Annotated in this window: 19 protein-coding genes; 11 read left to right on the forward strand and 8 right to left on the reverse strand. The window is 66.4% G+C overall.

Annotated features, from left to right (window positions below; all coding sequences use genetic code 11):
- Positions 1-31: 31 nt before the first annotated feature.
- Positions 32-1558 carry a helicase HerA-like domain-containing protein gene (locus tag CAP2UW1_RS17655; protein ID WP_015767987.1) on the reverse strand — a complete coding sequence of 509 codons (1527 nt, stop codon included), beginning with the start codon at positions 1556-1558 and terminating at the stop codon, positions 32-34.
- Positions 1559-1699: 141 nt separating this feature from the next.
- Between CAP2UW1_RS17655 and CAP2UW1_RS17660 the strand changes: the two genes are divergently transcribed.
- Entirely contained in the window at positions 1700-2425 is a 726-nt protein-coding gene (locus tag CAP2UW1_RS17660) for a YebC/PmpR family DNA-binding transcriptional regulator (RefSeq protein ID WP_015767988.1), read from the forward strand.
- A gap of 33 nt (positions 2426-2458) precedes the next feature.
- Here the strand turns inward: CAP2UW1_RS17660 and CAP2UW1_RS17665 are convergent, their stop codons facing one another.
- From CAP2UW1_RS17665 to CAP2UW1_RS17685, 6 genes are all read right to left on the reverse strand, one after another.
- Complete coding sequence (locus CAP2UW1_RS17665) at positions 2459-3700, reverse strand: GDSL-type esterase/lipase family protein (protein ID WP_015767989.1); 1242 nt, start codon at positions 3698-3700, stop codon at positions 2459-2461.
- A 129-nt stretch (positions 3701-3829) separates the two neighbouring features.
- Positions 3830-5665 carry a carbamoyltransferase family protein gene (locus tag CAP2UW1_RS17670; protein WP_015767990.1) on the reverse strand — a complete coding sequence of 612 codons (1836 nt, stop codon included), beginning with the start codon at positions 5663-5665 and terminating at the stop codon, positions 3830-3832.
- Between the two features lie 2 nt (positions 5666-5667).
- On the reverse strand, positions 5668-5817 hold the full coding sequence (locus tag CAP2UW1_RS25765; RefSeq protein WP_015767991.1) for a DUF5989 family protein: 150 nt from the start codon (positions 5815-5817) through the stop codon (positions 5668-5670).
- 11 nt (positions 5818-5828) lie between these two features.
- The gene (locus CAP2UW1_RS17675) at positions 5829-6224 is read right to left on the reverse strand and encodes an SxtJ family membrane protein (RefSeq protein WP_015767992.1); all 396 of its coding nucleotides are present in this window, start codon (positions 6222-6224) and stop codon (positions 5829-5831) included.
- 130 nt (positions 6225-6354) lie between these two features.
- Positions 6355-6534 carry a hypothetical protein gene (locus CAP2UW1_RS17680; RefSeq protein ID WP_041567907.1) on the reverse strand — a complete coding sequence of 60 codons (180 nt, stop codon included), beginning with the start codon at positions 6532-6534 and terminating at the stop codon, positions 6355-6357.
- Positions 6535-6638: 104 nt separating this feature from the next.
- Positions 6639-6971 (reverse strand): RNA recognition motif domain-containing protein, encoded by a 333-nt coding sequence (locus tag CAP2UW1_RS17685; RefSeq protein ID WP_015767994.1) that lies wholly within the window; start codon positions 6969-6971, stop codon positions 6639-6641.
- 466 nt (positions 6972-7437) lie between these two features.
- Here CAP2UW1_RS17685 and CAP2UW1_RS17695 point away from each other — a divergent pair, with 466 nt between their 5' ends.
- The 4 genes from CAP2UW1_RS17695 to CAP2UW1_RS17710 all read left to right on the forward strand — a co-directional run bounded on the left by CAP2UW1_RS17695 (position 7438) and on the right by CAP2UW1_RS17710 (position 15926).
- Positions 7438-8940, forward strand: a complete 1503-nt coding sequence (locus tag CAP2UW1_RS17695) for a toll/interleukin-1 receptor domain-containing protein (protein ID WP_015767995.1) — start codon at positions 7438-7440, stop codon at positions 8938-8940.
- 3 nt (positions 8941-8943) lie between these two features.
- Entirely contained in the window at positions 8944-12987 is a 4044-nt protein-coding gene (locus CAP2UW1_RS24075) for an NACHT and WD repeat domain-containing protein (protein WP_015767996.1), read from the forward strand.
- Between the two features lie 229 nt (positions 12988-13216).
- A complete protein-coding gene (locus CAP2UW1_RS17705) occupies positions 13217-14728 on the forward strand; it encodes a sodium:solute symporter family protein (RefSeq protein WP_015767997.1) in 1512 nt (503 codons plus the stop codon).
- Between the two features lie 79 nt (positions 14729-14807).
- Positions 14808-15926, forward strand: coding sequence for a VanZ family protein (locus CAP2UW1_RS17710; RefSeq protein ID WP_015767998.1), 1119 nt, complete (start codon positions 14808-14810; stop codon positions 15924-15926).
- A gap of 6 nt (positions 15927-15932) precedes the next feature.
- On the opposite strand, the gene CAP2UW1_RS17715 is transcribed toward CAP2UW1_RS17710, so the two are convergent.
- The gene (locus CAP2UW1_RS17715; protein WP_015767999.1) at positions 15933-16973 is read right to left on the reverse strand and encodes a DnaJ C-terminal domain-containing protein; all 1041 of its coding nucleotides are present in this window, start codon (positions 16971-16973) and stop codon (positions 15933-15935) included.
- Between the two features lie 214 nt (positions 16974-17187).
- Here CAP2UW1_RS17715 and CAP2UW1_RS17720 point away from each other — a divergent pair, with 214 nt between their 5' ends.
- The 6 genes from CAP2UW1_RS17720 to dsbD all read left to right on the forward strand — a co-directional run bounded on the left by CAP2UW1_RS17720 (position 17188) and on the right by dsbD (position 22171).
- The gene (locus CAP2UW1_RS17720) at positions 17188-17496 is read left to right on the forward strand and encodes a (2Fe-2S) ferredoxin domain-containing protein (protein ID WP_015768000.1); all 309 of its coding nucleotides are present in this window, start codon (positions 17188-17190) and stop codon (positions 17494-17496) included.
- 76 nt (positions 17497-17572) lie between these two features.
- Positions 17573-18211: an alpha/beta hydrolase gene (locus tag CAP2UW1_RS17725; protein WP_015768001.1), complete on the forward strand. Its 639-nt coding sequence runs from the start codon at positions 17573-17575 to the stop codon at positions 18209-18211.
- Positions 18199-19152: an ATP-binding cassette domain-containing protein gene (locus CAP2UW1_RS17730; RefSeq protein ID WP_015768002.1), complete on the forward strand. Its 954-nt coding sequence runs from the start codon at positions 18199-18201 to the stop codon at positions 19150-19152. The genes CAP2UW1_RS17725 and CAP2UW1_RS17730 overlap by 13 nt, the downstream gene beginning before the upstream one ends.
- A 3-nt stretch (positions 19153-19155) precedes the next feature.
- A complete protein-coding gene (locus CAP2UW1_RS17735) occupies positions 19156-19941 on the forward strand; it encodes an ABC transporter permease (protein WP_015768003.1) in 786 nt (261 codons plus the stop codon).
- A 112-nt stretch (positions 19942-20053) separates the two neighbouring features.
- Positions 20054-20386: a divalent-cation tolerance protein CutA gene (gene cutA, locus CAP2UW1_RS17740; protein ID WP_015768004.1), complete on the forward strand. Its 333-nt coding sequence runs from the start codon at positions 20054-20056 to the stop codon at positions 20384-20386.
- 18 nt (positions 20387-20404) lie between these two features.
- Positions 20405-22171, forward strand: coding sequence for a protein-disulfide reductase DsbD (dsbD, locus tag CAP2UW1_RS17745; protein WP_015768005.1), 1767 nt, complete (start codon positions 20405-20407; stop codon positions 22169-22171).
- Positions 22172-22185: the final 14 nt, after the last annotated feature.

Below are 22185 nucleotides of genomic sequence, written 5' to 3' on the forward strand. Positions count from 1 at the left end.
AAAGCGTGGCTGGCGATGCCGCCGGCCGGGCTCAGCGCCGCCGCGAACCGCCGCCGAGGATGGACCCGAGGACGCCGCGGATGATCTCGCGGCCGACCTGCGAGCCGATCGCGCGGGCGGCGCTCTTGGCGGCCGTCTCGATCACCGAATCGCCGCCGCGCGCCCGCCCGCTGCCGGAACCACCGCCGAACAGATCGCCGAGGCCCCCCAGCCAGCCGCCCCCCGTAGCCGTCGGCGCCGGCTCACCGCCAGGCGCGGGTGCGCCACCGTTCGGCTGAGCGGCGGCAGGTGAGCCCTTGAGTCTTTCGTAGGCCGACTCGCGATCGACGATGTTCTCGTAGTGCCCGTAGATCGCCGAGTTCCTGATCACCGCCTGGCGCTCCTCGGCCGTCTGCGGGCCGATGCGCGATGCCGGCGGCAGGATGAAGGCTCGCTCGACGACGCCTGGCCGACCCTGCTCGTCGAGGAAGGAAACCAGCGCCTCGCCGACGCCAAGCTCGGTGATCGCCGTCTCGGCATCGAACTTCGGATTGGCGCGCAAGGTCTGGGCGGCGGCCTTGACGGCCTTCTGGTCACGCGGCGTGAAGGCGCGCAGCGCGTGCTGGACGCGGTTGCCGAGCTGACCGAGAACGGTGTCGGGAATGTCGAGCGGGTTCTGGGTGACGAAATAGACGCCGACCCCCTTCGAACGGATCAGGCGGACCACCTGCTCGATCTTTTCGAGCAAGGCCGCCGGCGCTTCGTTGAACAGCAGGTGCGCTTCGTCGAAGAAGAACACCAGCTTGGGCTTGTCGAGGTCGCCGACTTCCGGCAACTGCTCGAACAGTTCGGAAAGCAGCCACAGCAGGAAGGTCGAGTAGAGACGCGGCGACCCCATCAACTTGTCGCCGGCGAGGATGTTGACCACGCCCTTGCCGTCGTCGGTCTGCATCAGGTCGGCGATGTCGAGCATCGGTTCGCCGAAGAACGCCTCGGCACCCTGCTCGCCGAGCGTCAGCAGGCCGCGCTGGATGGCGCCGATGGACGCGGCCGAGACGTTGCCGTATTCGTTGGTGAAGGTCTTGGCGTTCTCGCCGACATACTGGATCATCGCCCGCAAGTCCTTGAGATCGAGCAACAACAGGCCGTTGTCATCGGCGATCTTGAACACCAGTTGCAGCACGCCGGCCTGCGTGTCGTTGAGGTTGAGCAGGCGCGCCAGAAGTACCGGCCCCATGTCCGAAATCGTCGCGCGCACCGGGTGTCCCTGGGCGCCGAAAACGTCCCAGAAGGCCACCGGGCATTTCGCCGGCGCGAAATCCTTGACACCGAGCGTGGCCAGGCGTGCCTCCATCTTCGGCGTCAGGCTGCCGACGGACGCCAGACCCGACAGATCGCCTTTGACGTCGGCCATGAACACCGGCACACCGATCGTCGAAAAGCGCTCGGCAAGGAGTTGCAGGGTGATCGTCTTGCCGGTGCCAGTGGCGCCGGTGATCAGGCCGTGGCGATTGGCCAGCGCCGGCAACAGGGCGAGCTCTTTGTCTGCGTGTCTGGCGATGACAAGTGGTGCAACCATGATCGACTCCGGAAAGTGGTAACGGGAACGGACGAAATTGCGGGAAGTGCTAGAATGCGGGGCTCGATTATCGACCATTTGCGGGCCCATTTGTTGCCTTCGGCAAGGCCCGCACGTCACCAGCAATCACAAGAGGTCAGCATGGCAGGACATTCGAAGTGGGCCAACATCCAGCACCGCAAGGGTCGCCAGGACGAAAAGCGCAGCGCCTCCTTCTCCAAGATCGCCAAGGAGATCACGGTCTCCGCCAAGATGGGCGGCGGCGATGCGGCCTTCAATCCGCGCCTTCGCCTGGCCGTGGACAAGGCCAAGGGCGTCAACATGCCCAAGGACAAGATCGACAACGCGATCAAGAAGGGCACCGGCGAACTCGAAGGCGTCGACTACGTCGAAATCCGGTATGAAGGCTACGGCATCGGCGGCGCCGCGGTGATCGTCGATTGCCTGACCGACAACAAGACGCGTACCGTCGCCGACGTCCGCCACGCCTTCAACAAGTACGGCGGCAACCTCGGCACCGACGGCTGCGTCGCCTTTCAGTTCAAGCACTGCGGGCAATTGCTGTTCGCGCCGGGCACCGACGAAGGCGCGTTGATGGACGCGGCGATCGAAGCCGGCGCTGACGACGTGTTGACCAACGATGACGGATCGGTCGAAGTCATCACCGCGCCGAACGACTACATGGCGGTCAAGGACGCGCTCACCGCTGCCGGTTTCCAGGTCGAGTTCGGCGGCGTGACGATGAAGGCTGAAAACGAAACGCAGCTCGGCGGCGACGAGGCGCTGCGCATGCAGAAGCTGATCGACGCGCTGGAGGGCCTCGACGACGTGCAGGAGGTCTATACCAGCGTCGTCCTCGACGACTGACCCCGGGGCCGCCGGCGGCCGGCGAATGCTCCCCTACTGGCTGACCACAACTCCCGACTGGCAGGCCTGTTCGGGCCATAGCTTGTTGGCGACCATGCCGCAGGCCATCGAGCGGGCAAACACCTCGTAGCCCAGACGATTCAAGTGCAACCAGTCTTTCGGGCCGTGCAGGATGTGGCGCGCAGCCGCTGCCCGGAGATCCTGGCGGGTATCGATGAACGGCAGCCCTTGTGCGCGCGCTTCGGCGGCCACACGCGCGGCGACTTCGGTGCTGCGCGCCACCAGATCGGCCGCTGCGAAGCGTTCCTGCACGTACTGGCCCTCGCGCGGCAGGGAACTGAAGACACTGACCTGCTCAGCGCCGAGAGCGTACACCTCCATGACCGACGGGACATACACCACCACCACCTGACTGGCCGGAAAAGCCTGCTTCAGGCGGGCCAGTGATTTCGCCATGGCCAGGAAGGCGATCTCGGTTTGCTGCCGGTCGAGTCCCATCCCCGGTGCCTGCAGGCCGCCGGGAATCATCGTCGAGACGCCGTCGATGACGACCTGATTGGTGTCCTTGCCCTGGGCCGCCATTTCCTCAGCCAGTTCGACTTCCGTTTCGACATCCTTGCCGGTGAGTTCGCGCTTGATGATCCTGAACACCGCCGTCATCAGCCAGCCACGATTGATCTGCGCGGAACCGTGCGGCCCAACATTGTTCGTGCGAATCTCCTTGCTGAAGAACCTGTCCCAGGCCGCGTCGTCGTGCACCGCAGCTTCCCCGTAGGCAGGGATGAAGCTGTCGCGCACCTGCAGGAAATTGTCCGAGAGATCGTTGCCGGCATAGAAGAAAGCCAGGATGAACCTCGGCGGCTGCAGGTCGCTGTCGATGACATCGTGGATGTAGCGGTATTTCGACAGCGGTTCGCGCACCCAGCCCTTGGCACTGCTGGCACCGCTCCTGCCGAAAGTGATGACGTCGTAGCCGGTCAATTGCTGCAGGACATGCGCCGAATGAAAGGGGTCGTTGCTGCGCGGATTGATCTGCAACAGCCAGTCGCCCTTGCCATGGGCATAGGAATCGCCGGCCAGGGCGACGTAGTTTACCGGCAGACGTTCGGCCTTCGAACTCTGGGCGAGTACGGCCAGACCGGACGGGAGGGCAAAATGAAACTTCACCGGGATGCGCGTGAGCAGCGTCTTCTCGATCACCACTTCGAGCACGAGCAGGGTGGCGAGGACGCTGGCAACGACCAGGAGGACGTTGAGCAGAGCGGTTTTCTTCATGGGCAACGGTCTCGTCAAAGTAGGGGCGGTCGCGCCGGCAGGCCGGTGGCCGAAAGTGCGGGCAGGCCGACGGCCCGGCGAGCTACGTGCGGCGACGGACAGAGCTGCGCCCGGCTGGTCGCGCCGGCGTCAATCCAGATCGAACTTGCCTTCGTAGCGCTCCTTCAGCGCCGGATCCTGGTCTTCCTTGCGCAGGAAGCAGTTGCCCACCGCCAGAGCCTCGATCTCGGTGCCCATGAAGCAGCGAAAGGCGTCATCGGGCGTACAGACGATCGGCTCACCGCGCACGTTGAAACTGGTGTTGACCACCACCGGACAGCCAGTCAGCGCCTTGAAGCGGCTGATCACCGCGTGGAAGCGTGGATTGGTCTCGCGGTGTACGGTCTGGATGCGCGCCGAGTAGTCCACGTGCGTGACGGCCGGAATCGACGAGCGCGGCACGTTGAGTTTGTCGATCCCGAAAAGTCGTTGCTGCTCGGGCGTCATCGCGATGCGATGCCGTTCGAGTACGTCGGCCACCAGCAGCATGTAGGGGCTGTCCTCGTCAATGGCGAACCATTCGCCGACGTCCTCGCGCAGCACGGCGGGCGCGAACGGCCGGAACGATTCGCGGTACTTGACCTTGAGGTTGAGCAGTTTCTGCATCGTCGGCGAGCGCGCGTCACCGAGGATCGAGCGTCCGCCGAGGGCGCGCGGGCCGAACTCCATGCGCCCCTGATGCCAGCCGAGTGCCTGGCCGTCAGCCAATGCACGCGCGCAGCGCTCGACGATCTCGTCATCACCGAGCACGTCGAACTTCGCGCCGAGCACCGTCAGGCGCCGCGCACTGTCTGCCGTGTCATGGCGCGGACCGAGGTAGGAGCCCTGCATCAGATCGCCGCCACCGGCGATCTGGCGCGGCTCACGCTTGTACATGTGCGCGGCGACGAGCGCAGCGCCCAGCGAACCGCCGGCATCGCCGGCCGCCGGTTGCAGCCACAGCCGTTCGAAACTGCCCTGCCGCAGGAGTTTTCCGTTGGCAACGCAATTGAGCGCCACACCACCCGCCAGGCACAGGTTCTTCTCACCGGTCTCGCGGGCGACCGAGCGTGCAAGCTTCAGCACCACCTCCTCGGTGACGGACTGCACCGACGCCGCGAGGTCCATCTCCTTCTGTCCGAGCAAGGCGTCCGCCTGACGCGGCGGGCCGCCAAACAGTTCCGCGAAACGGCGATTGGTCATCGTCAAGCCGGTGCAGTAGTCGAAGTAGTCGAGGTTGAGACGGAAGCTGCCATCGTCCTTGACGTCGATCAGGTGTTCGAGGATCAGCGCCGCGTACTTCGGCTCGCCATACGGCGCCAGGCCCATCACCTTGTACTCCCCGGAGTTGACCTTGAAGCCGGTGTAGTAGGTGAATGCCGAATAGAGCAAGCCGAGTGAGTGCGGGAAATGAATCTCGCGGATCACTTTCAGCTCGGTCCCCGAACCGATCGCCAGCGAGGTGGTCGTCCACTCGCCGACGCCATCCATGGTCAGTACCGCCGCCCTCTCGAACGGCGACGGAAAGAACGCGCTCGCCGCATGGCTGAGGTGATGCTCGGAAAAAAGCAGGCGGGGAGTCCAGTCCACACTCGCGTCGAGCTGCGACAACTCCTTGATCAGCATGCTCTTCTGAAACAGTTTCTCCTTCAGCCACAGCGGCAGCGCGTGCCGGAACGAGGTAAACCCGCGCGGCGCAAAAGCCAGGTAAGTCTCGAGCAGACGCTCGAACTTGAGAAAGGGCTTGTCGTAGAAGGCCACGAAATCGATTTCGTGCGCACGCAGCCCGGCAAGCGCGATGCACTCGCGTGCCGCATTGAGCGGAAAAGCCGGGTCATGCTTGATCCGGGTGAAGCGCTCTTCCTGCGCAGCGGCGACGATGCGCCCGTCGACGACGACGGCCGCCGCCGCGTCATGGTAGTAGGCGGACAGGCCGAGAACACGCATGTCTAGAACAGCGTGTAGATGAACGGTGCAATGACCGACCCCTGCGCGAGGACCAGCAGCCCGCCGAGGAGAACCATGACGATGATGATCGGCAACATCCAGAACTTCTTGCGCACCTTGAGGAACTGCCACAACTCGCCCATGAATCCCATGTTGCTTCCTGTCAGAACTGGTTCGGCAGACCGTCGGGATCGGGCCCGGGCGGATCGCGGTCCTGCCAGTAGGTTGGCGACTCGGGTTCGAATCGCCGCTGCATCACGTCACGCCCGGCCAAGCGCATGCCCCAGGCAATCGGCGTGAAGATGCCAAAGAAAATGAGGCCGAGCACCAGCGGCGAAACGATGCGGTTAAGCAGTTCCGCCAGCTTCATCCAGGCGCGGTTGAACGGCGCCAACCAGTCCGGGACCGTCAGCGTGACCAGCAGGGTCAGCGCGGCGGCAGCGAAGAACCAGCCATGCCCCGCCAGGTGAGTCCACCACAGATAGCCGCCCGCCAACGCGAACACCACGGTGAACAGGAGGCCGAACGAACGATTGGTGGGAAGCGATGCAACGGGCATTGGGGCGACTGGCAGGAGGTCGAACAGCAGGGGGCGAGTATCCCTGCCGTGCCCCCTCGCTGTCAACCCAAGCGCCGATGCGCCAGGAGCAGCCGGCGTCAAGCCGGGTGAGAACGCGCTTTCGCGCTGCTCAGCCGACGCTGGCCGGCCCGCCGGCCTCTGCCGATTCCGGCGCGTCGGCGGTACTTTCGGAAGCGCCGCCCTCTGGCAGGCTCTTCGCCGCGGCATCGCGCTGCCGCTTTTCTTCCTGCTTTCTCTTCTTCTCGAGTTCCCTCTGACGTTTTTCGAACTGATAGTTGGGTTTTGCCAAGGCGTGTCCTCTCATTGCCGCGACAGCGGCTACACCGGTTGGAATTCGGGAAGGGTCGCCTCACTTCGCCAGACGGTCATGGCTCAGTGAGGCGACCGAGTGAATCAGTAGCGGCCGCCCCCTGCGCGACCGCCGCCACCGCCAGTACCGCCACGACGGCTCCCAGCGAAACCGCCACCGCCGCGACTTTCGAGGGGACGTGCTTCATTGACGGTCAGATTGCGACCAGCGACGCTAGCGCCGGCGAGTGCCGCGATGGCGGCCTGCGCCTCCTGATCGGAGCCCATCTCAACAAAACCGAAACCCTTCGAGCGGCCGGTTTCACGGTCGGTGATCACCTGCGCAGAGGCAACGGTGCCGTGGGCGGCGAACAAGGCGGTGAGTTCGCCCTGATCAACGGTATAGCTCAGGTTACCGACATAAAGCTTCTTGCCCAATTTGAGTGCTCCACTTCGTTAGGAAACAGACAGGCGCTGCGTCTCTCAGAATAACAACGCCAGGGGCCGGCGTCGAATGGTTTCTCGCCATCGTCCCTTGCGCAACGGGAATCTCCTCCTGCCGCCAGGCGGGTCCATCGGCGTCCACCCGATCGGCTTGACCCGACCCGGCAAGCGGCGGAAAGTGCTCTGCGTGCGTCATGGATTGATATAGTATAGATAATATCGCTCGAACGGTTCCGGATAGTCGCCCAGCCAGGGCGCAGGTGTCGCCGCAAGGTGGTTCGCCTGCCTGCAGCCGACTGGCGAACCGCCGATCACCGCTGAGCGGGTCATCCCGACAATGGGATCGTTCGTACCTGGAGTCCCGAGATGGTGTTCTGGCTCGTTGTCCTGCACCAGCGTGCCGCGCAGCCGCAGAACCGGCTGACGGGTCGCCAACCACCCGCAGCCAGTCGAGGTAACGATGCCCGCTGATGAATCTCTCGACGTCTTCGTCAGCTACGCTCATGCCGACAACGGCGTCGCCCTCGGCACCTCCAGCCCGGTCGGCTGGGTCACCGCTCTGGCGGCCAACCTCAATGAAGGCCCGAACGTCTTCCGCAAACGCATCTTCATCGATCACGCGCTCAAGCCGGGCGACGAGTTCGACAGCGACTTGCTGGCCAAGGTCGAGCGGAGCCGCTTGCTGCTCGTCCTGCTGTCGCAGAACTATGTCGATTCGAGCTGGTGCGGTAGGGAGATCGAACACTTTGTGCGCACCCATTCGGGCGACCCCGAGAAGCCGGCCGACGTCTTCGTGGTGGAGATTTTTCCCTTCGAGTCGCTGACTGCCGTTCCACCGATCATCCACGCGCTGCGCAAGCGGCTGATCCATGCCAAGTTCTGGTACCAGCCGGCCACTGCGGCATCGCCTGTGCTGTCGGGCTACCCGAGCCCGAAGGACAGCGGCCAGGAAGTCGCGGCTCACTACTGGAGCGTCCTCAACGAGCTGCGCATGGCCATCGACAGCCGGCTGCGCGCCCTGCGGACGACTGTACTGCCCGCATCGCCGGCAGCCGATACGCGCCGACCTGATGCCGACGGCTCAGCAAGAGCCGCTGTGGCACCGCTGGGAACCGTTCTCCTGGCGGATACCACCGACGATCTCGAACTGCAACGCGTAGCCGTCAGGCTGGCGCTGGAACCCGAAGGCATCGTCGTGCTCCCTGATGGCGACTATGTCGGCTTCACGCCCCTCGAGTTCGATACCGCACTGGCCGCAGACATCGCGCGCAGCGGACTGTTCGTGCAACTGCTCTCGCCCACCGCCGGCCGCAAGGGCAAGGGCTTTGCGGCACCGCTGCCGCAACTGCAGTTTCAACGCGCCCAGGAGGCGCGCCTGCCCATCATGCAGTGGTGCGAGCGCCTCCCCGACAAGGACCAGATTGGCGACCCGGCGCACGCCGGTCTGTTCGACACCGAGTTCCTTCGCGTCACTCACCTCGCGGCCTTCAAGGCGGAGATCATCGAACGGCTGCGCGCCGAGCGGGCCCGCCGCGAGCGCGTGGCGGCCACCGCGCAGATGCTGCCGACGGCGGCCCGCACCCACCGGAAGCTCGTCTTCCTCGACGATCTGGCGAGCCTGCCGGTCGTCAGTGGCCGCCTGCGCACGATCATCCGCGAACAGCAGTTCGACGTCCGCGGCCTGCCGCCGAGCGCGCCTCTGGGCAACGACGGGATCGACGTCAAGGAACTGTTGCGGCCGTGCCGCGCCGGTATCACCATCTACGCCGACCGCAGCAAGTACGCGACCGCCTACAACCGACTGGTCTACTTTCTCAACCAGGTAGCCGAGAACAGTCTCGAGGTCGAGCGCTGGGGCGTGTACCTCGAACAGGGCACCGTGGCCAGCGAGTTCGGTATCGAATCGGACGATGTCGTCGCCGTCGACGAAGACGGCCTCGGCGAGTTTCTGCGCGGACTGTAGGCGATGAAGCGCATCACGCTCACCCTGCCCGCCCCTTACGTCGGCCTGCGGCCCTTCACCGAGGACGAGTCGCTGCTCTTCTTCGGCCGCGAATCGCATGTACGGGATCTGCTCGCCAGTCTCGAGCGGGAACAGCGTTTTACCGCGGTGCTCGGCGCCTCCGGCACGGGCAAGTCGTCGCTGGTGCGCGCCGGCCTCATTCCGGCCCTGCACCGGGGCGCACTGCACCCGCGCGGCGGCGGCGAGGTGACGCCGCCAGTCGCCTGGAACGTCTGCATCTTCCAGCCCGGCGATGCGCCTCTCGCCAACCTCGCGCGAGCGCTCACCGAAGATCCCCGCTGGGCCGACAACGCCGACCGCGCCGCCGCCGTCTCGTCGCTCGCGGCGGTCCTCGGCACCAGCCCGCTGGCGCTCAGCGACCTGTACCGCCAGAAGGCGGAGCATTTCGTCGGTGAGTCGCTGCTGCTGGTGGTCGACCAGTTCGAGGAGATTTTCCGCTACCGCCAGAAGAACCCCGACGAAGCGGACAGCCTGATCACCCTGCTGCTGCGCTCGGCCAGGGAAGCGTTGCCGATCTACATCGTGATCACCATGCGCTCGGACTTTCTCGGCCACTGTGTTGCCTTCCATGGCTTGCCGGAGGCGATCAACAGCGGCCTCTACCTGACGCCACGCCTCGGCCCGGAGCAGATCAGGTCGGTGATCGTGTCGCCGCTCGCCCTGGTCGGCGGCAGCATCGACCCAGTACTCGCCAACCGCATGGTCAACGCACTCGGCGGTGACGACGAACTGCCGATTCTCGAACACGCGCTGTTGCGCATGTGGCAGCGCGCGCGCGCGCTGGGACGCCGCGAGATCGACGCCGGCGACTTCGAGACGATCTGCGCTCCGCGCCACGCCGATGGCGTCGCGACGGCAAGCGGTCCGCTGCTCTCGCACGCCATCGACAACCACGCCTGGGACATCTATGGCGCGCTGACTGCCGAGCAGAGCGCGGTCGCTCGCCAGTTCTTTCTGGCCCTCGTCGAGCGGCGCGAAGGGCGCGAGGTGCGCCGTCCGCAGACGATGCGTGAGCTGCAGCAGCAGGTGCCGGAGTCGCAGTACGCTGCCCTGCGCGCGGTCATCGACGCCTTCCGTGCCGAGGACGCGGGCTTCGTCCTGCCGCGCGGCAGCGGCAACATCGGCGACGACGATCTGATCGATATCAGCCACGAGAGCCTGTTTCGCCAGTGGCAACTCTTCCGCCAGTGGCTCGCCGAGGAAGACCGCGACCTCGCCGAACTGCGCGAGTGGCGGCAGCGTGCGGCCCGCCGTCAAAGCGAGGGCGGCGGCTGGCTCGACGCGAACGACTGCGAGCGGGCGCAGCGCTGGCGGGCGCGCCTGCAGGAGCGCGTGCATCCGCCGGGTTGGGCCGCGCGCTACGAAGGTGCTGGGGCCTATGCGCTGGTCGACGACTACATCCAGTCGAGCCGGGACAAGCTCAGGGAAGAGCAGGAGCACGACGCTGCCCTGCGACACCAGGCCGAGCAGGAGCGAACCGCCCGCCTCGAAGCCGAGGCGCAGTTGCAGCGGGCGGCGGCACAACGCGCCGAAGCGGAACGTCAGCGCGCCGAACGCGAGCGGCAGCAAGCTCTGGCCTTCAACGTCGTCCTGCGTCGCCGCAGTCGCGTGGCGATCGCTGTCGGACTGGTGGCCGTGACCCTGGGAGTTGTCGCCGTCTGGTCCTGGCGGCAGGCCGAACGCGCCAAGGTAGAAGCCGAAGCGATGGCCTGCGCGGCTCTTGCGGGCGAGTTGGCGACCACCGCCGAGAGTCTCGCCAGGGAGCATCCGGACCAGAGCGTCCTGGTCGCCCTGGCGGCGCGGCAGGTGGCTGCCAACGGCAAGGCCGACGCGCTCCTGCGTGCGGCCGGCTACGCCTTTCCCTACTCGACCGTGCTGCGCGGGCACGCCAACAAGGTCTGGGTCGCGCAGTTCTCCGCCGACGGAAAAACGGCCATCACCGCCAGCGAAGACCACACTGCGCGACTGTGGGATGTCGCCAGCGGCCGTGAGCTGCAGGTTCTGGTCGGCCATACGGCCCCGGTCGGGAGCGCGGCGTTTAGCCCCGATGGGCAGACGGTGATCACAGCCGCGGAAGACCGTACTGCCAGGCTGTGGGACGTCGCCAGCGGCCGCGAACTGCACGTCCTGCGTGGGCACGAAGGCCCGGTCTGGAGCGCCCAGTTCGCCGCCGATAGCAAGACGGCGCTCACCGCCGGCGACGACCGAACCGCGCGGCTGTGGGACGTGGACAGCGGCCGCGAGTTGCACGTGCTGCGCGGACATGCGGGGCCGGTCTGGAGTGCGCAGTTCTCCGCCGATGGCCAGTTCGCGCTTACCGCCAGTGACGACGGGACCGCGCGCCTGTGGAACGTCGCCAGCGCGCGCGAGTTGCAGGTTCTCCGCGGGCATCAGGGGGCGGTGTGGGCCGCTCAATTCTCCGCTGACGGCCAGCGGGCGGTCACCGCCAGTTACGACCGGACGGCGCGCCTCTGGGACGTCGCCAGCGGCCGGGAACTGCACGTTCTGCGCGGGCACGAAGGCTCGGTGCGTGCCGCGCGCTTCTCTGCTGACGGCCAGTTCATCCTCACCGCCAGCCGGGACAAGACAGCCCGGATCTGGGACGCCACCCACGGCCGCCAACTGCACGTTCTGCGCGGGCATGAGGGCCCGGTGTGGGGCGTGCAGTTGTCCGCCGACGGCGGAACGGTGCTGACGGCCAGCGGCGACAAGACGGCGCGGCTGTGGGAGATGACCAGTGGCCAGGAAGTGCGCAATCTGCGCGGGCATGAGGGCGCGGTCTGGAGTGCGCAGTTCTCGGGCGACGGCAAGACGGTCCTCACCGCCAGCGGCGACCATACCGCGCGGCTGTGGGAAGCCTCGGGCAACCGCCAACTGGGCGTCTTGCTTGGGCACGCAGGCGCGGTTTCGCTGGCGCAGTTCTCAGCCGATGGCAGGACGCTGCTCACTGCCAGCGACGACGGCAGCGCACGTCTGTGGGAGGTGGCCAGCGGCCGCGAACTACGGGTTCTGCACGGACATGAGGCGCCGGTCGTCGGTGCGCAGTTTTCCGCCGATGGTCAGCGAGTGCTGACCACCAGTCTGGACGAGACGGCGCGTCTCTGGGATGTGGTCAGCGGGCACGAGTTGCGCGTCTTGCGTGGTCACCATGGCGCGGTCCTCAGCGGGCAGTTTACGCGCGATGGAATGACGGTGCTGACCACCGGCAAGGACCAGACCGTACGGCTCTGGGAGGCAGCCAGCGGCCGTGAGCTGCGGACCCTGAAGGGGCATGAAGCCCCGGTAGTCAGCGTGCAGCTTGCGGCGGACGGGGCCACGCTGCTCACCGCCAGTTCCGACAGAACCGCACGCCTTTGGGAGATGAGCAGCGGCCGCGAGTTGCAGGTTCTGCGCGGGCATGAGGCACCCGTCATCAGCGCCGAGTTTTCCGCCGATGGCAAGCGGGTGCTCACGGCCAGCTGGGACGCCACCGCCCGCCTGTGGGACGCGACCAGCGGCGGCGCGCTGCACGTCCTGCGCGGGCATGAGGAAGCCCTGCGCAGCGCACGCTTCTCCCCCGACGGCCGCACGGTCCTCACCGCCAGCCTCGACGAGACCGCGCGCCTGTGGGAGGTGGCCAGCGGCCGCGAACTGCATGTCCTGCGCGGGCACGAGGACTCGGTCGAGAGCGCGCAGTTTTCCCCCGACGGCAAGAGCGTACTGACCGCCAGCGGCGATATGACCGCACGCCTCTGGGACGCGACCAGCGGCGGCGAGCTGCCGGTGCTGCGCGGGCATTCGGGGGGAGTGTGGAGCGCGCAGTTTTCCGCCGACGGCAAGACGGCAGTCACCACCAGCAAGGACCAGACGGTTCGCCTGTGGTATTGCGCCGAGTGTCGCCCGATCGAGGAAATTGCCAGCGAGGTGGCGAAGCGCGTGCGCCGTGGCCTGACCGACGAGGAACGGCGCCGCTTCGGGGTGCACAGCTGCCCGCGATCGGGGAGCTGATTCTGCCGCCCGCGCCCGCTCGGCGATTGCCCGTTCACGCGCCACACCTCGCCGTGACATAATTCCTGGCGCGCCCTGCGCAGTGCTCCGGGCACGCCGGTCTACGACCGCGTCAATTCCGGAAGGGAGCGATTCGTCCGGCTGCCGCAGTTCCTCCCTCGGGAGGCCGCAAGCGGACGGGTCGTCCGAAAAATCCGAAAATCCGAGAACTCGCACCAGGAGTACCGGGATGCTGATCTGGTTCGTCGTCGTCTACCTGCTCGTTTCGATCGCCATCGGCCTCTACGCGGCAACGCGCGTACACAACGCCAAGGACTTCGCGGTGGCCGGCCGCAGCCTGCCGCTGCCGGTAGTCACGGCGACCGTGTTCGCCACCTGGTTCGGCGCCGAGGCGGTTTTCGGGGTGTCGGCGACCTTCGTCAAGGACGGCCTGCGTGGTGTCGTCGCCGACCCTTTCGGCGCCAGCCTGTGCCTGATCATTGCCGGCGTCTTCTACGGCACCAGACTGTATCGGCTCAATGTCCTGACCCTCGGCGATTTCTTCCGCATGCGCTACAACCGGACCGTCGAGGTGCTCACCACGGTGTGCATCGTCGCCTCTTACCTCGGCTGGGTTTCGGCGCAGATCAAGGCGCTGGGGCTGGTCTTCAACGTCGTCACCGCCGGCGCCATCCCGACCCAGGCAGGCATGATCCTCGGGGCGCTGATCGTGCTGACCTATACCAGCTTTGGCGGCATGCTGTCGGTGGCCATCCTCGACTTCGTGCAAATGGGCGTGGTGATGGGCGGCATGCTCTACATCGGCTACCTGGTTTCGGGAATGACGGGCGGCGTCGAGGTGGTCGTCAGTCAGGCAGCGGCAGCCGGCAAGCTCGATTTCTTTCCTGCCGGCAGCGCCGCCGAATGGCTGACCTTCCTTGGCGCCTGGATCACGATGATGCTCGGCTCGGTGCCGCAGCAGGATGTCTTCCAGCGCGTGACCTCGGCGAGAAGCGCGAAAATCGCCATCGGCGCGTCGGTCCTCGGTGGCTCGCTCTACTTCTGCTTCACCTTCGTGCCGATGTTCATTGCCTACTCGGCAACGCTGATCGCACCCGAGCAGTTCAATGCCCTGATCGAAACCGATTCGCAACTCGTCCTGCCGACGCTGGTTCTCGAGCACACGCCGGTATTCGCGCAGGCGATCTTCTTCGGTGCCGTCCTCTCGGCGATCATGAGCTGCTCCTCAGCGACCTTGCTGGCGCCGTCGGTGGCCTTTTCGGAAAATATCGTCCGCGGCTTCTTCCCGGATGCCGGCGACCATGCCTTCCTGCGGATGATGCGCGTGACGCTGGTCTGTTTCACCGCCATCGTCCTCGGCTTCGCCCTCAACTCGGAAGCGTCGATCTTCAAGATGGTCGAGAATGCCTACAAGGTCACCCTCGCCGGTGCCTTCGTGCCGCTCTTTTTCGGTGCCTACTGGCGGCGCGCAACGACGCAGGGAGCACTTGCCGCCATCCTCGGCGGTCTCTCGTCGTGGCTGTTGATCGAGGCGCTCATTGCCGAGCCACTGGTGCCCCCGCAGCTGATCGGCCTGGGCGTCAGTCTGGTCGGCATGATTGCCGGCTCGCTGCTGCCACAAAAGGTCGGCCGGCCGACGCCCGGCATCGAAGCGCATGCGGCGATCCACCACCGCGCCGCCGCCCAGACTCACCACGCCGAACCCCTGCATCAACATCGTCGCAGGCCGACTGGCGAATGAGCATCGGCGCCACTCAAGGCGGCGTCATGGTCGCCGGCAGCGATAGAATGGCCGCTTTCCTTCGCTCGGCGGTCATTTGATGGAGCAATCACCACCCACTCCGACCGCCTTCACCGACCCCTCGACACCGCCGCAGCCGCTGCCGCTGCCGCTGCCCCGGCCAACGCGGCTGCCCCTCTATCTGGCCCTCGCCTACCTGGTCCTGATCTCCTACGCGAGCCTCTACCCATTCGCCAACTGGCGCGATCTCGGCCTCTCGCCGCTGGCCTTTCTCGACGCCGGCTGGCCTCGCTACTGGACCGTCTTCGACCTGTCGGTCAATGTCGCAGTCTACGTGCCGCTGGGCTTTCTGCTGGTCCTGGCGCTACGCCACCTGCCCTGGCGCTGGACACCGGCAATCGCTGCCCTGCTGATTGGCAGCCTGCTCAGCCTGGCGCTCGAATGCGTGCAGAACTGGCTGCCCTCACGCGTGCCGTCGAACGTCGATCTGGCCTGCAACACCCTGGGAACCGCGATCGGCGCCGTCGTCGGCGCCTGGAACGGCAAGCGCATCTTCCGGCGCATCGGCCAGTTCCAGCAGCAGCTGCTGGCGCCGATTCCCGACGCCGAGCTCGGGCTGGTCCTCATCGGCCTCTGGCTGATGAGCCAGCTGTCGCCGGAAACCCTGCTCTTCGGCACCGGCGACCTGCGCGGCGTGCTCGGCCTGCCGCCGGCGGTACCCTATGCGGCGCCGGCGTTCTTCGCCCTGGAAACCGGTGTCATCGCCTGCAATACCTTGGTGATTGGGCTTTTTGCCCGCACGCTGCTCGCCGAACGGACGCATCCGCATCTGATTCTGGTCGCCTTCCTGGTGCTGGCCCTGGCGATCAGGACACTCGCTGCGGCGGTACTGATCGCGCCGCACGAGGCACTCGCCTGGCTGACTCCCGGTGCCCAGCTTGGCCTGCTGATCGGTGGCGTCCTGCTCGCACTGATGTTGATGCTGCCGGCGCCGATGCGCGTGGCGCTGGCGGGTGTTGCGCTGATGGCCGGCACGGCGCTGGTCAACCTGACGCCCGCCAACCCCTACTCGGAAGCGGCACTGGCGACCTGGCGTCAAGGCCATTTCCTGAACTTCAACGGCCTGACGCGCTGGGTGGCCAGCCTGTGGCCGTTTGTCGCCCTGCCCTACCTGACGGCACTCGGACGACGTCTCTAGCAATGCTCAGCGTGTAGACGGCTGGCGACGCGTTCGCATCTGCGCGTCCCAGGCCGCCAAAGGCGGCGCGCGGCGCGCCAGGTCGGCCGCCTGCCGTCCTTCGATGCGCTCGAGGAGTACGGCGTCCGCCGCCCCGACGATATCCGGGACGACCGTCTGCAGGCGCACGACCAGATCACCTTTGTGACGCCCCTGCCTGTCGGGAAAGCCCAGTCCGGACAAGCGATACTCGAACGGGCGCCCGGGGTCGGAAGAAAGCTCGAGCAAGGCCGTGCCATTCAGGGTCGGCACCTCGACCTGACCGCCGCAGAGCAGGCGGAAGACGCTTACCGGCACCTCGCAGACGAGGTCGCGCCCGTGCAGGACGAAGAGCGAGTGCTCGGCCAGACTGATCTCGAGGTACAGGTCTCCGGCGGCCGGGGTCTCCCGGCCCGACGTCGCGCTCACCGGTGCTTGCCGGGCAAGCCGCAGGCGTTCGCCGTCGACCAGACCGGCAGGCACGGTCACCGTCAGCTTGCGGGTTTCCTGGCGGTAGCCGCTGCCCGCGCAATCGGCACAATCGGTCTCGCGCAGGTAGCCGCGCCCGGCACAGCTGGTACAGCGGCTGGTGCCGCCCCGGCCACGTGACACCCGGCCGCAGCCACTGCAGCGCGGACAGGGCACCAGGTGATCGTGCTGCAGCTTGCCGCTGCCGCAACAGCGCCGGCAGCCGACGCTGTCCACCAGTTCGATGTCCTTGCGACATCCCAGCGCCGCCTCCTCAAGGGTAAGTTCCAGCGGCAGTACGCAGTCATCGCCGACGGTTCCCGCCGGCTCTCCGGCGTCAGTCATCGTCGTCTGTGCCTGCTGCCATTCGGCCATTCGCTGCGGATCGAGGAACAACTCGTAGGCGGCATGCACCCGCCGGAACTCGGCCTCGGCGGCCACCGACGAATTACGGTCCGGATGCCACTGCATGGCCAGGCGACGATACGCCCGCTTGACTTCATCGAGCGATGCCTCGCGGCGCACGCCAAGAACGGTGAAGGGATCGTCGCAACTACTCATGGGATTGTCACTGTGAGAGCCAGCGCGGCTCGGCGCGTCAAGGGACAGGACAGAAGACAGCGAATACGACAGCAACGCAGAATTCTACGCGATCCGGCGACCGTCACTGTGTAAAAAAAGCGCCAACAGTCGCCGCGCTCGCCGGCTTGCGACTGTCGAAACGAGGTTAGAATCGAACGCCACGGCCAGCCCACCACTTGGAGGATTCCTTCGCATGAGCCATTTCCGACATCATGTCTTCTTCTGCTGCAACCAACGCGGCGAGGGCGAGACCTGCTGCAACAACGCTGGCGCGACGGCAGCGCAGATGTACGCCAAGGATCGGATCGGCGAACTGCGGCTGAAGGGCGCCGGCAAGGTGCGAATCAACAAGGCTGGCTGCATGGACCGCTGCGACAGCGGGCCGGTGCTGGTCGTCTATCCGGACGCCGTCTGGTACAGCTACGTCGACAACGAGGACATCGAGGAGATCATCCAGGAGCACCTGGTACACGGCCGCGTCGTCGAACGGCTGCGCATTTGAGCGATTACTCACCCGCTCGGCCACGCCGACGCCCGCCGGGTCGCCGCGTCCGAGCCAGCGAAAGGACTTGCAAGCGATGAGACTGCACGCGGAGCAACTGCTGATCAACGGACCTGCCGGCAAGATCGACATCACCGTCGAGAACCCCGGCGCGCCACGCGGCATCGCCCTGATCGGCCACCCGCATCCGCTCTTCGGCGGCGGTAACACCAACAAGGTCGTGCAGACGCTGGCGCGCACCTTCAATCATCTCGATTACGTGGCGCTGCGTCCGAACTTCCGGGGCATCGGCCTCACCGAGGGAACGCACGACGACGGTCGGGGCGAGACCGAAGATCTGCTGGCCGTACTTGCCGAAGCCAAGTGCCGTTATGGCAATCTGCCGATCGCGCTGGCCGGTTTCTCGTTCGGCGCCTATGTGCAGACGCGGGTCGCCGAAGCGCTCCTGGAAGCCGGACATCCAGCCCAGCGCCTGGTTCTCGTCGGCACCGCTTCGGGTTTCGTCGAGGGCGCGCGCCGCTACCACACCAAGGCCGTGCCCGGAGACACCATCGTCATCCACGGATCCGAAGACACCACCGTGCCGCTGGCCAACGTCATCGAATGGGCAAAGCCGCTGGAGTTGCCGGTGATCGTCGTTCCCGGCGCCGACCACTTCTTCCACCGTCGCCTGCATGTGATCCGCGAGATCGTCAGCCGCGCATGGCGGCACTGATCGCGAACCACGCGCTCAACCCCGCTGGCGGCGGCCCGGCACTCGAGGTCGTCGCCTTGGGCAAGTCCTACGCTGGCCAGGCGGTGGTCGCCGGCATCGACTTCGCGGTTCCCACAGGCACGTGTTTCGGGCTCCTCGGCCCGAACGGTGCCGGCAAGACGACGACGCTGCGCTGCTGCCTGGGACTGACGATCCCCGATAGCGGCACGATCCGCCTCGCCGGGCGGGCCGTTCCGGCCGACGCGGGTGCGGCACGCGCCCGCGTCGGCGTCGTTCCCCAGTTCGACAACCTCGACCCGGATTTCACTGCCCATGAGAACCTGACCGTCTATGGTCGTTACTTCGGCATCGGCGAAGCGGCGATGCGCGCCCGCATCCCCGAACTGCTCGATTTCGCCGGACTCACCGGCAAGGAACATGCGCCGATCCAGTCGCTCTCCGGCGGCATGAAGAGGCGCCTGACGCTGGCTCGCGCCCTGGTCAACGACCCGGACATCGTCTTTCTCGACGAACCGACGACCGGCCTCGACCCGCAGGCACGCCACTTGATCTGGGACCGGCTGAAGCGCCTGATCGCCCTTGGCAAGACCCTGATCCTGACGACGCACTTCATGGACGAAGCCGAGCGCCTGTGCGACCGCCTGGCGATTCTCGACCACGGCCGTCTGATCGCCGAGGGAGCGCCGCGCGAGCTGATCAGGCGCCACATCGAACCGCAGGTAGTTGAAGTCTTCGGCGAAGCCGTCGCGAACTGGGCCCAGACTCACGAGCAGCTTGGCGAGCGCATGGAGATGGCCGGCGACACGGCCTTCTTCTACTGCCGCGACGCCGCGCCACTACTCGCCGTGCTAGCCGGCGAAACGGCGCTGCGCTTCGTCCATCGCGCCGCCAGCCTCGAAGACGTTTTCCTCAAGCTCACCGGTCGCGACCTCAGGGACTGAGACATGCGCAGAAACCTCCTGGCCCTGCCCCGCCCCGGCATGCACTGGCTGCCGGTGTGGCGCCGTAACTTCCTGGTCTGGCGCAAACTCGCCATCCCCTCGATCCTGGGTAATCTCGCCGACCCACTGATCTACATGTTCGGCCTGGGCTACGGTCTCGGCGGCATGCTGCCGGCGGTGCAGGGCGTGGACTACGTGCGCTTTCTGGCTGCCGGCATCATCGTTGCCAGCACCATGAACGCGGCGACCTTCGAAGCCCTCTACTCGGCCTTCTCGCGCATGCATGTGCAGAAGACCTGGGAGGCGATCCTCAACACGCCGCTGTCGCTCGATCATGTCGTGACCGGCGAGCTGGTCTGGGCGGCGAGCAAGAGCCTGCTGGCGGGAGGAGCGATCCTGCTGGTCGTCGGCTGCCTAGGACTGGCCTCCTGGCCACTGGCCGCGTGGATCGTGCCGGTCGTTTTCCTGACCGGTCTCGCTTTTGCCGCGCTCGGCCTGATCGTCTGCGCACTGGCCCCTTCGTACGACTTCTTCATGTACTACTTCACGCTGTTCATCACGCCGATGCTGCTGGTTTCCGGCGTCTTCTTTCCGACGGAACAGTTGCCGGCGGCACTGCAAGCCGCCGCGTTCTGGCTGCCGCTGGCGCACGCCATCCAGCTCGCCCGCCCGCTGCTGCTCGGTCAGGTGCCGGACGCCATCGGCTTGCATCTGGCCGCGCTGACCATCATGGCGGGCGTCTCCTTCTGCATCGCCGTCGCCCTGACGCGAAGGCGACTACTCGCCTGATGCCTCCGGCGTGGCGTGCCTGCCCCGGCGCCACGCGCTCAACCTCGACGACGCCAGCCGGACCGCCAACGATCGCTGTGGTCGTCGCTCGCTGGCGGCAGGGAGGAGTAGAATGCGCCCCGTGACCGCCCTCCTTGTGCTGACCAACCTGCCCAACCGACCGACCGCCGAAGCGCTGGCGACGGAACTCGTCGAAGCGCGTCTGGCGGCCTGCGTCAGCATCATGGCGCCATGCCACTCGCTCTATCGCTGGCAGGGGGTGGTCGAGACCGCCGAAGAGATTCCCCTGCTGATCAAGACCACCAGCGAGCGCTATGCCGACCTCGAAGCGGCAATCCGGAGCCGCCACCCCTACGATCTCCCGGAACTGATTGCCTTGCCGATCGTCGGCGGCTTGCCCGATTATCTCGCCTGGGTCGCCAGCGAAACCCGCAGCACCGGTTGACCCGCGCCGCCTCGACTCATGACCCGCTGGCTATTCACCGTCCTCCTCCTGCTGACCACCCTGGTGCACGGCGAAGAGTTCCTCGACCCGGCAGTCGCCTTCCGGCCGACGGCGCACGCCATTGACGGGCAGAGCATCGAGGTGCGTTTCGAGATCGCCAAGGGCTACTATCTGTACCGTGACAAGTTCCGTTTCGCGGCCGAGCCGGCGACGGTGCAACTCGGCACGCCGCTGTTGCCGCCGGGCAAGGAGAAAAGCGACGAGACCTTCGGCAAGGTCGAGGTCTACTACCACTCGGTCAGCATTCGTCTGCCCGTCGAGCGCAACAGTTCGGGACCCCTGCCTTTGACGCTGAAAGTCACATCGCAGGGTTGCGCCGACGCCGGCGTCTGCTATCCGCCGCAGCAGCAAAAGCTGACGCTGCAACTCCCGGACCCGACAGAGGCGGTGGCCGCGCCCTCCAGCCCTGCCCCGGCCACGACTACCGACGAATCGGGGCGGATCGCGCAACTCTTCGGCAGCAGCGGTTTCTGGCTGCTCGTCGGCAGCTTCTTCGGTTTCGGGCTGCTCCTGTCGCTGACGCCCTGTGTCTTTCCGATGATCCCGATTCTCTCGAGCATCATCGTCGGTGCTGGCCGCGACGGTCATGGCGTCTCGCATCTGCGCGGTTTCCTGCTGTCGCTGGCCTATGTCCTGGGCATGGCCGTCACCTACGCCGCAGCCGGGGTCAGTGCGGCTCTGACCGGCACACTGCTCGCCGCAACGCTGCAGAATCCATGGGTTCTGGGCATCCTGGCGGCGGTTTTCGTGGCCCTGTCGCTGTCGATGTTCGGCTTCTACGAACTGCAACTGCCAACCTTCCTGCAGAGCCGGGTATCGGAGCAAGCCGGCCACCTGAAGGGTGGCTCGCTACCCGGCGTGGCGGCGATGGGTGCGCTCTCGGCGGTGATCGTTGGCCCCTGCGTCGCCGCGCCGCTGGCCGGGGCACTGCTCTACATCGGCCAGACCGGAGACGCGATACTCGGCGGCACGGCGCTGTTCTCGATGGCGCTCGGCATGGGCGCACCCCTGCTCGCCGTCGGCCTGTCCGCCGGCACGCTGCTGCCGCGCTCCGGCGCGTGGATGGAAGCGGTCAAGAAGGCCTTTGGCGTGATCCTGCTGGCCACCGCCGTATGGCTGGTTTCACCGGTGATTCCCGTGGTGGCGCAGATGCTGGCCTGGGGGCTGCTGCTGATTGTTCCGGCGATCTACCTGCACGCACTCGACCCGCTACCGCCACATGCCAGGGGTTGGCAGCGTTTCTGGAAGGGCATCGGCATCGTCATGCTGCTCTTCGGGGCGGCGATGCTGGTCGGCACGCTGGCGGGTTCTCGCGACCCCTTGCAGCCGCTGTCGGTGCTGCGCGGCACTGCGGCGAGCAGCGAAAACCGGCCGCTGGCGTTCACGCGCGTGCGTTCTCTGAGCGATCTCGAGAGCATGATCAGGACGGCGGGCAAACCGGTGCTGCTGGATTTCTATGCGGACTGGTGCGTGTCGTGCAAGGAAATGGAGCGATTCACCTTCGCCGATCCGCGCGTGCGGGCCAGACTGGCGGGCTGGACGCTGCTGCAGGCCGACGTCACCGCCAACTCGGATGCAGACCGATCGCTGTTGCAGCGTTTCGGCCTCTACGGTCCGCCTGGAATCATCTTCTTCGATGCCGGTGGCAACGAGATCAAGGGCGTACGCGTCGTCGGCTTCCAGAGTGCCGAAGAGTTCCTGAGCCTGCTCGCGCGCCTCGGCTAGCGTCCGCCAACGAT

Origin of the sequence: Candidatus Accumulibacter phosphatis (assembly GCF_000024165.1) — a bacterium.
Classification (GTDB): domain Bacteria; phylum Pseudomonadota; class Gammaproteobacteria; order Burkholderiales; family Rhodocyclaceae; genus Accumulibacter; species Accumulibacter phosphatis.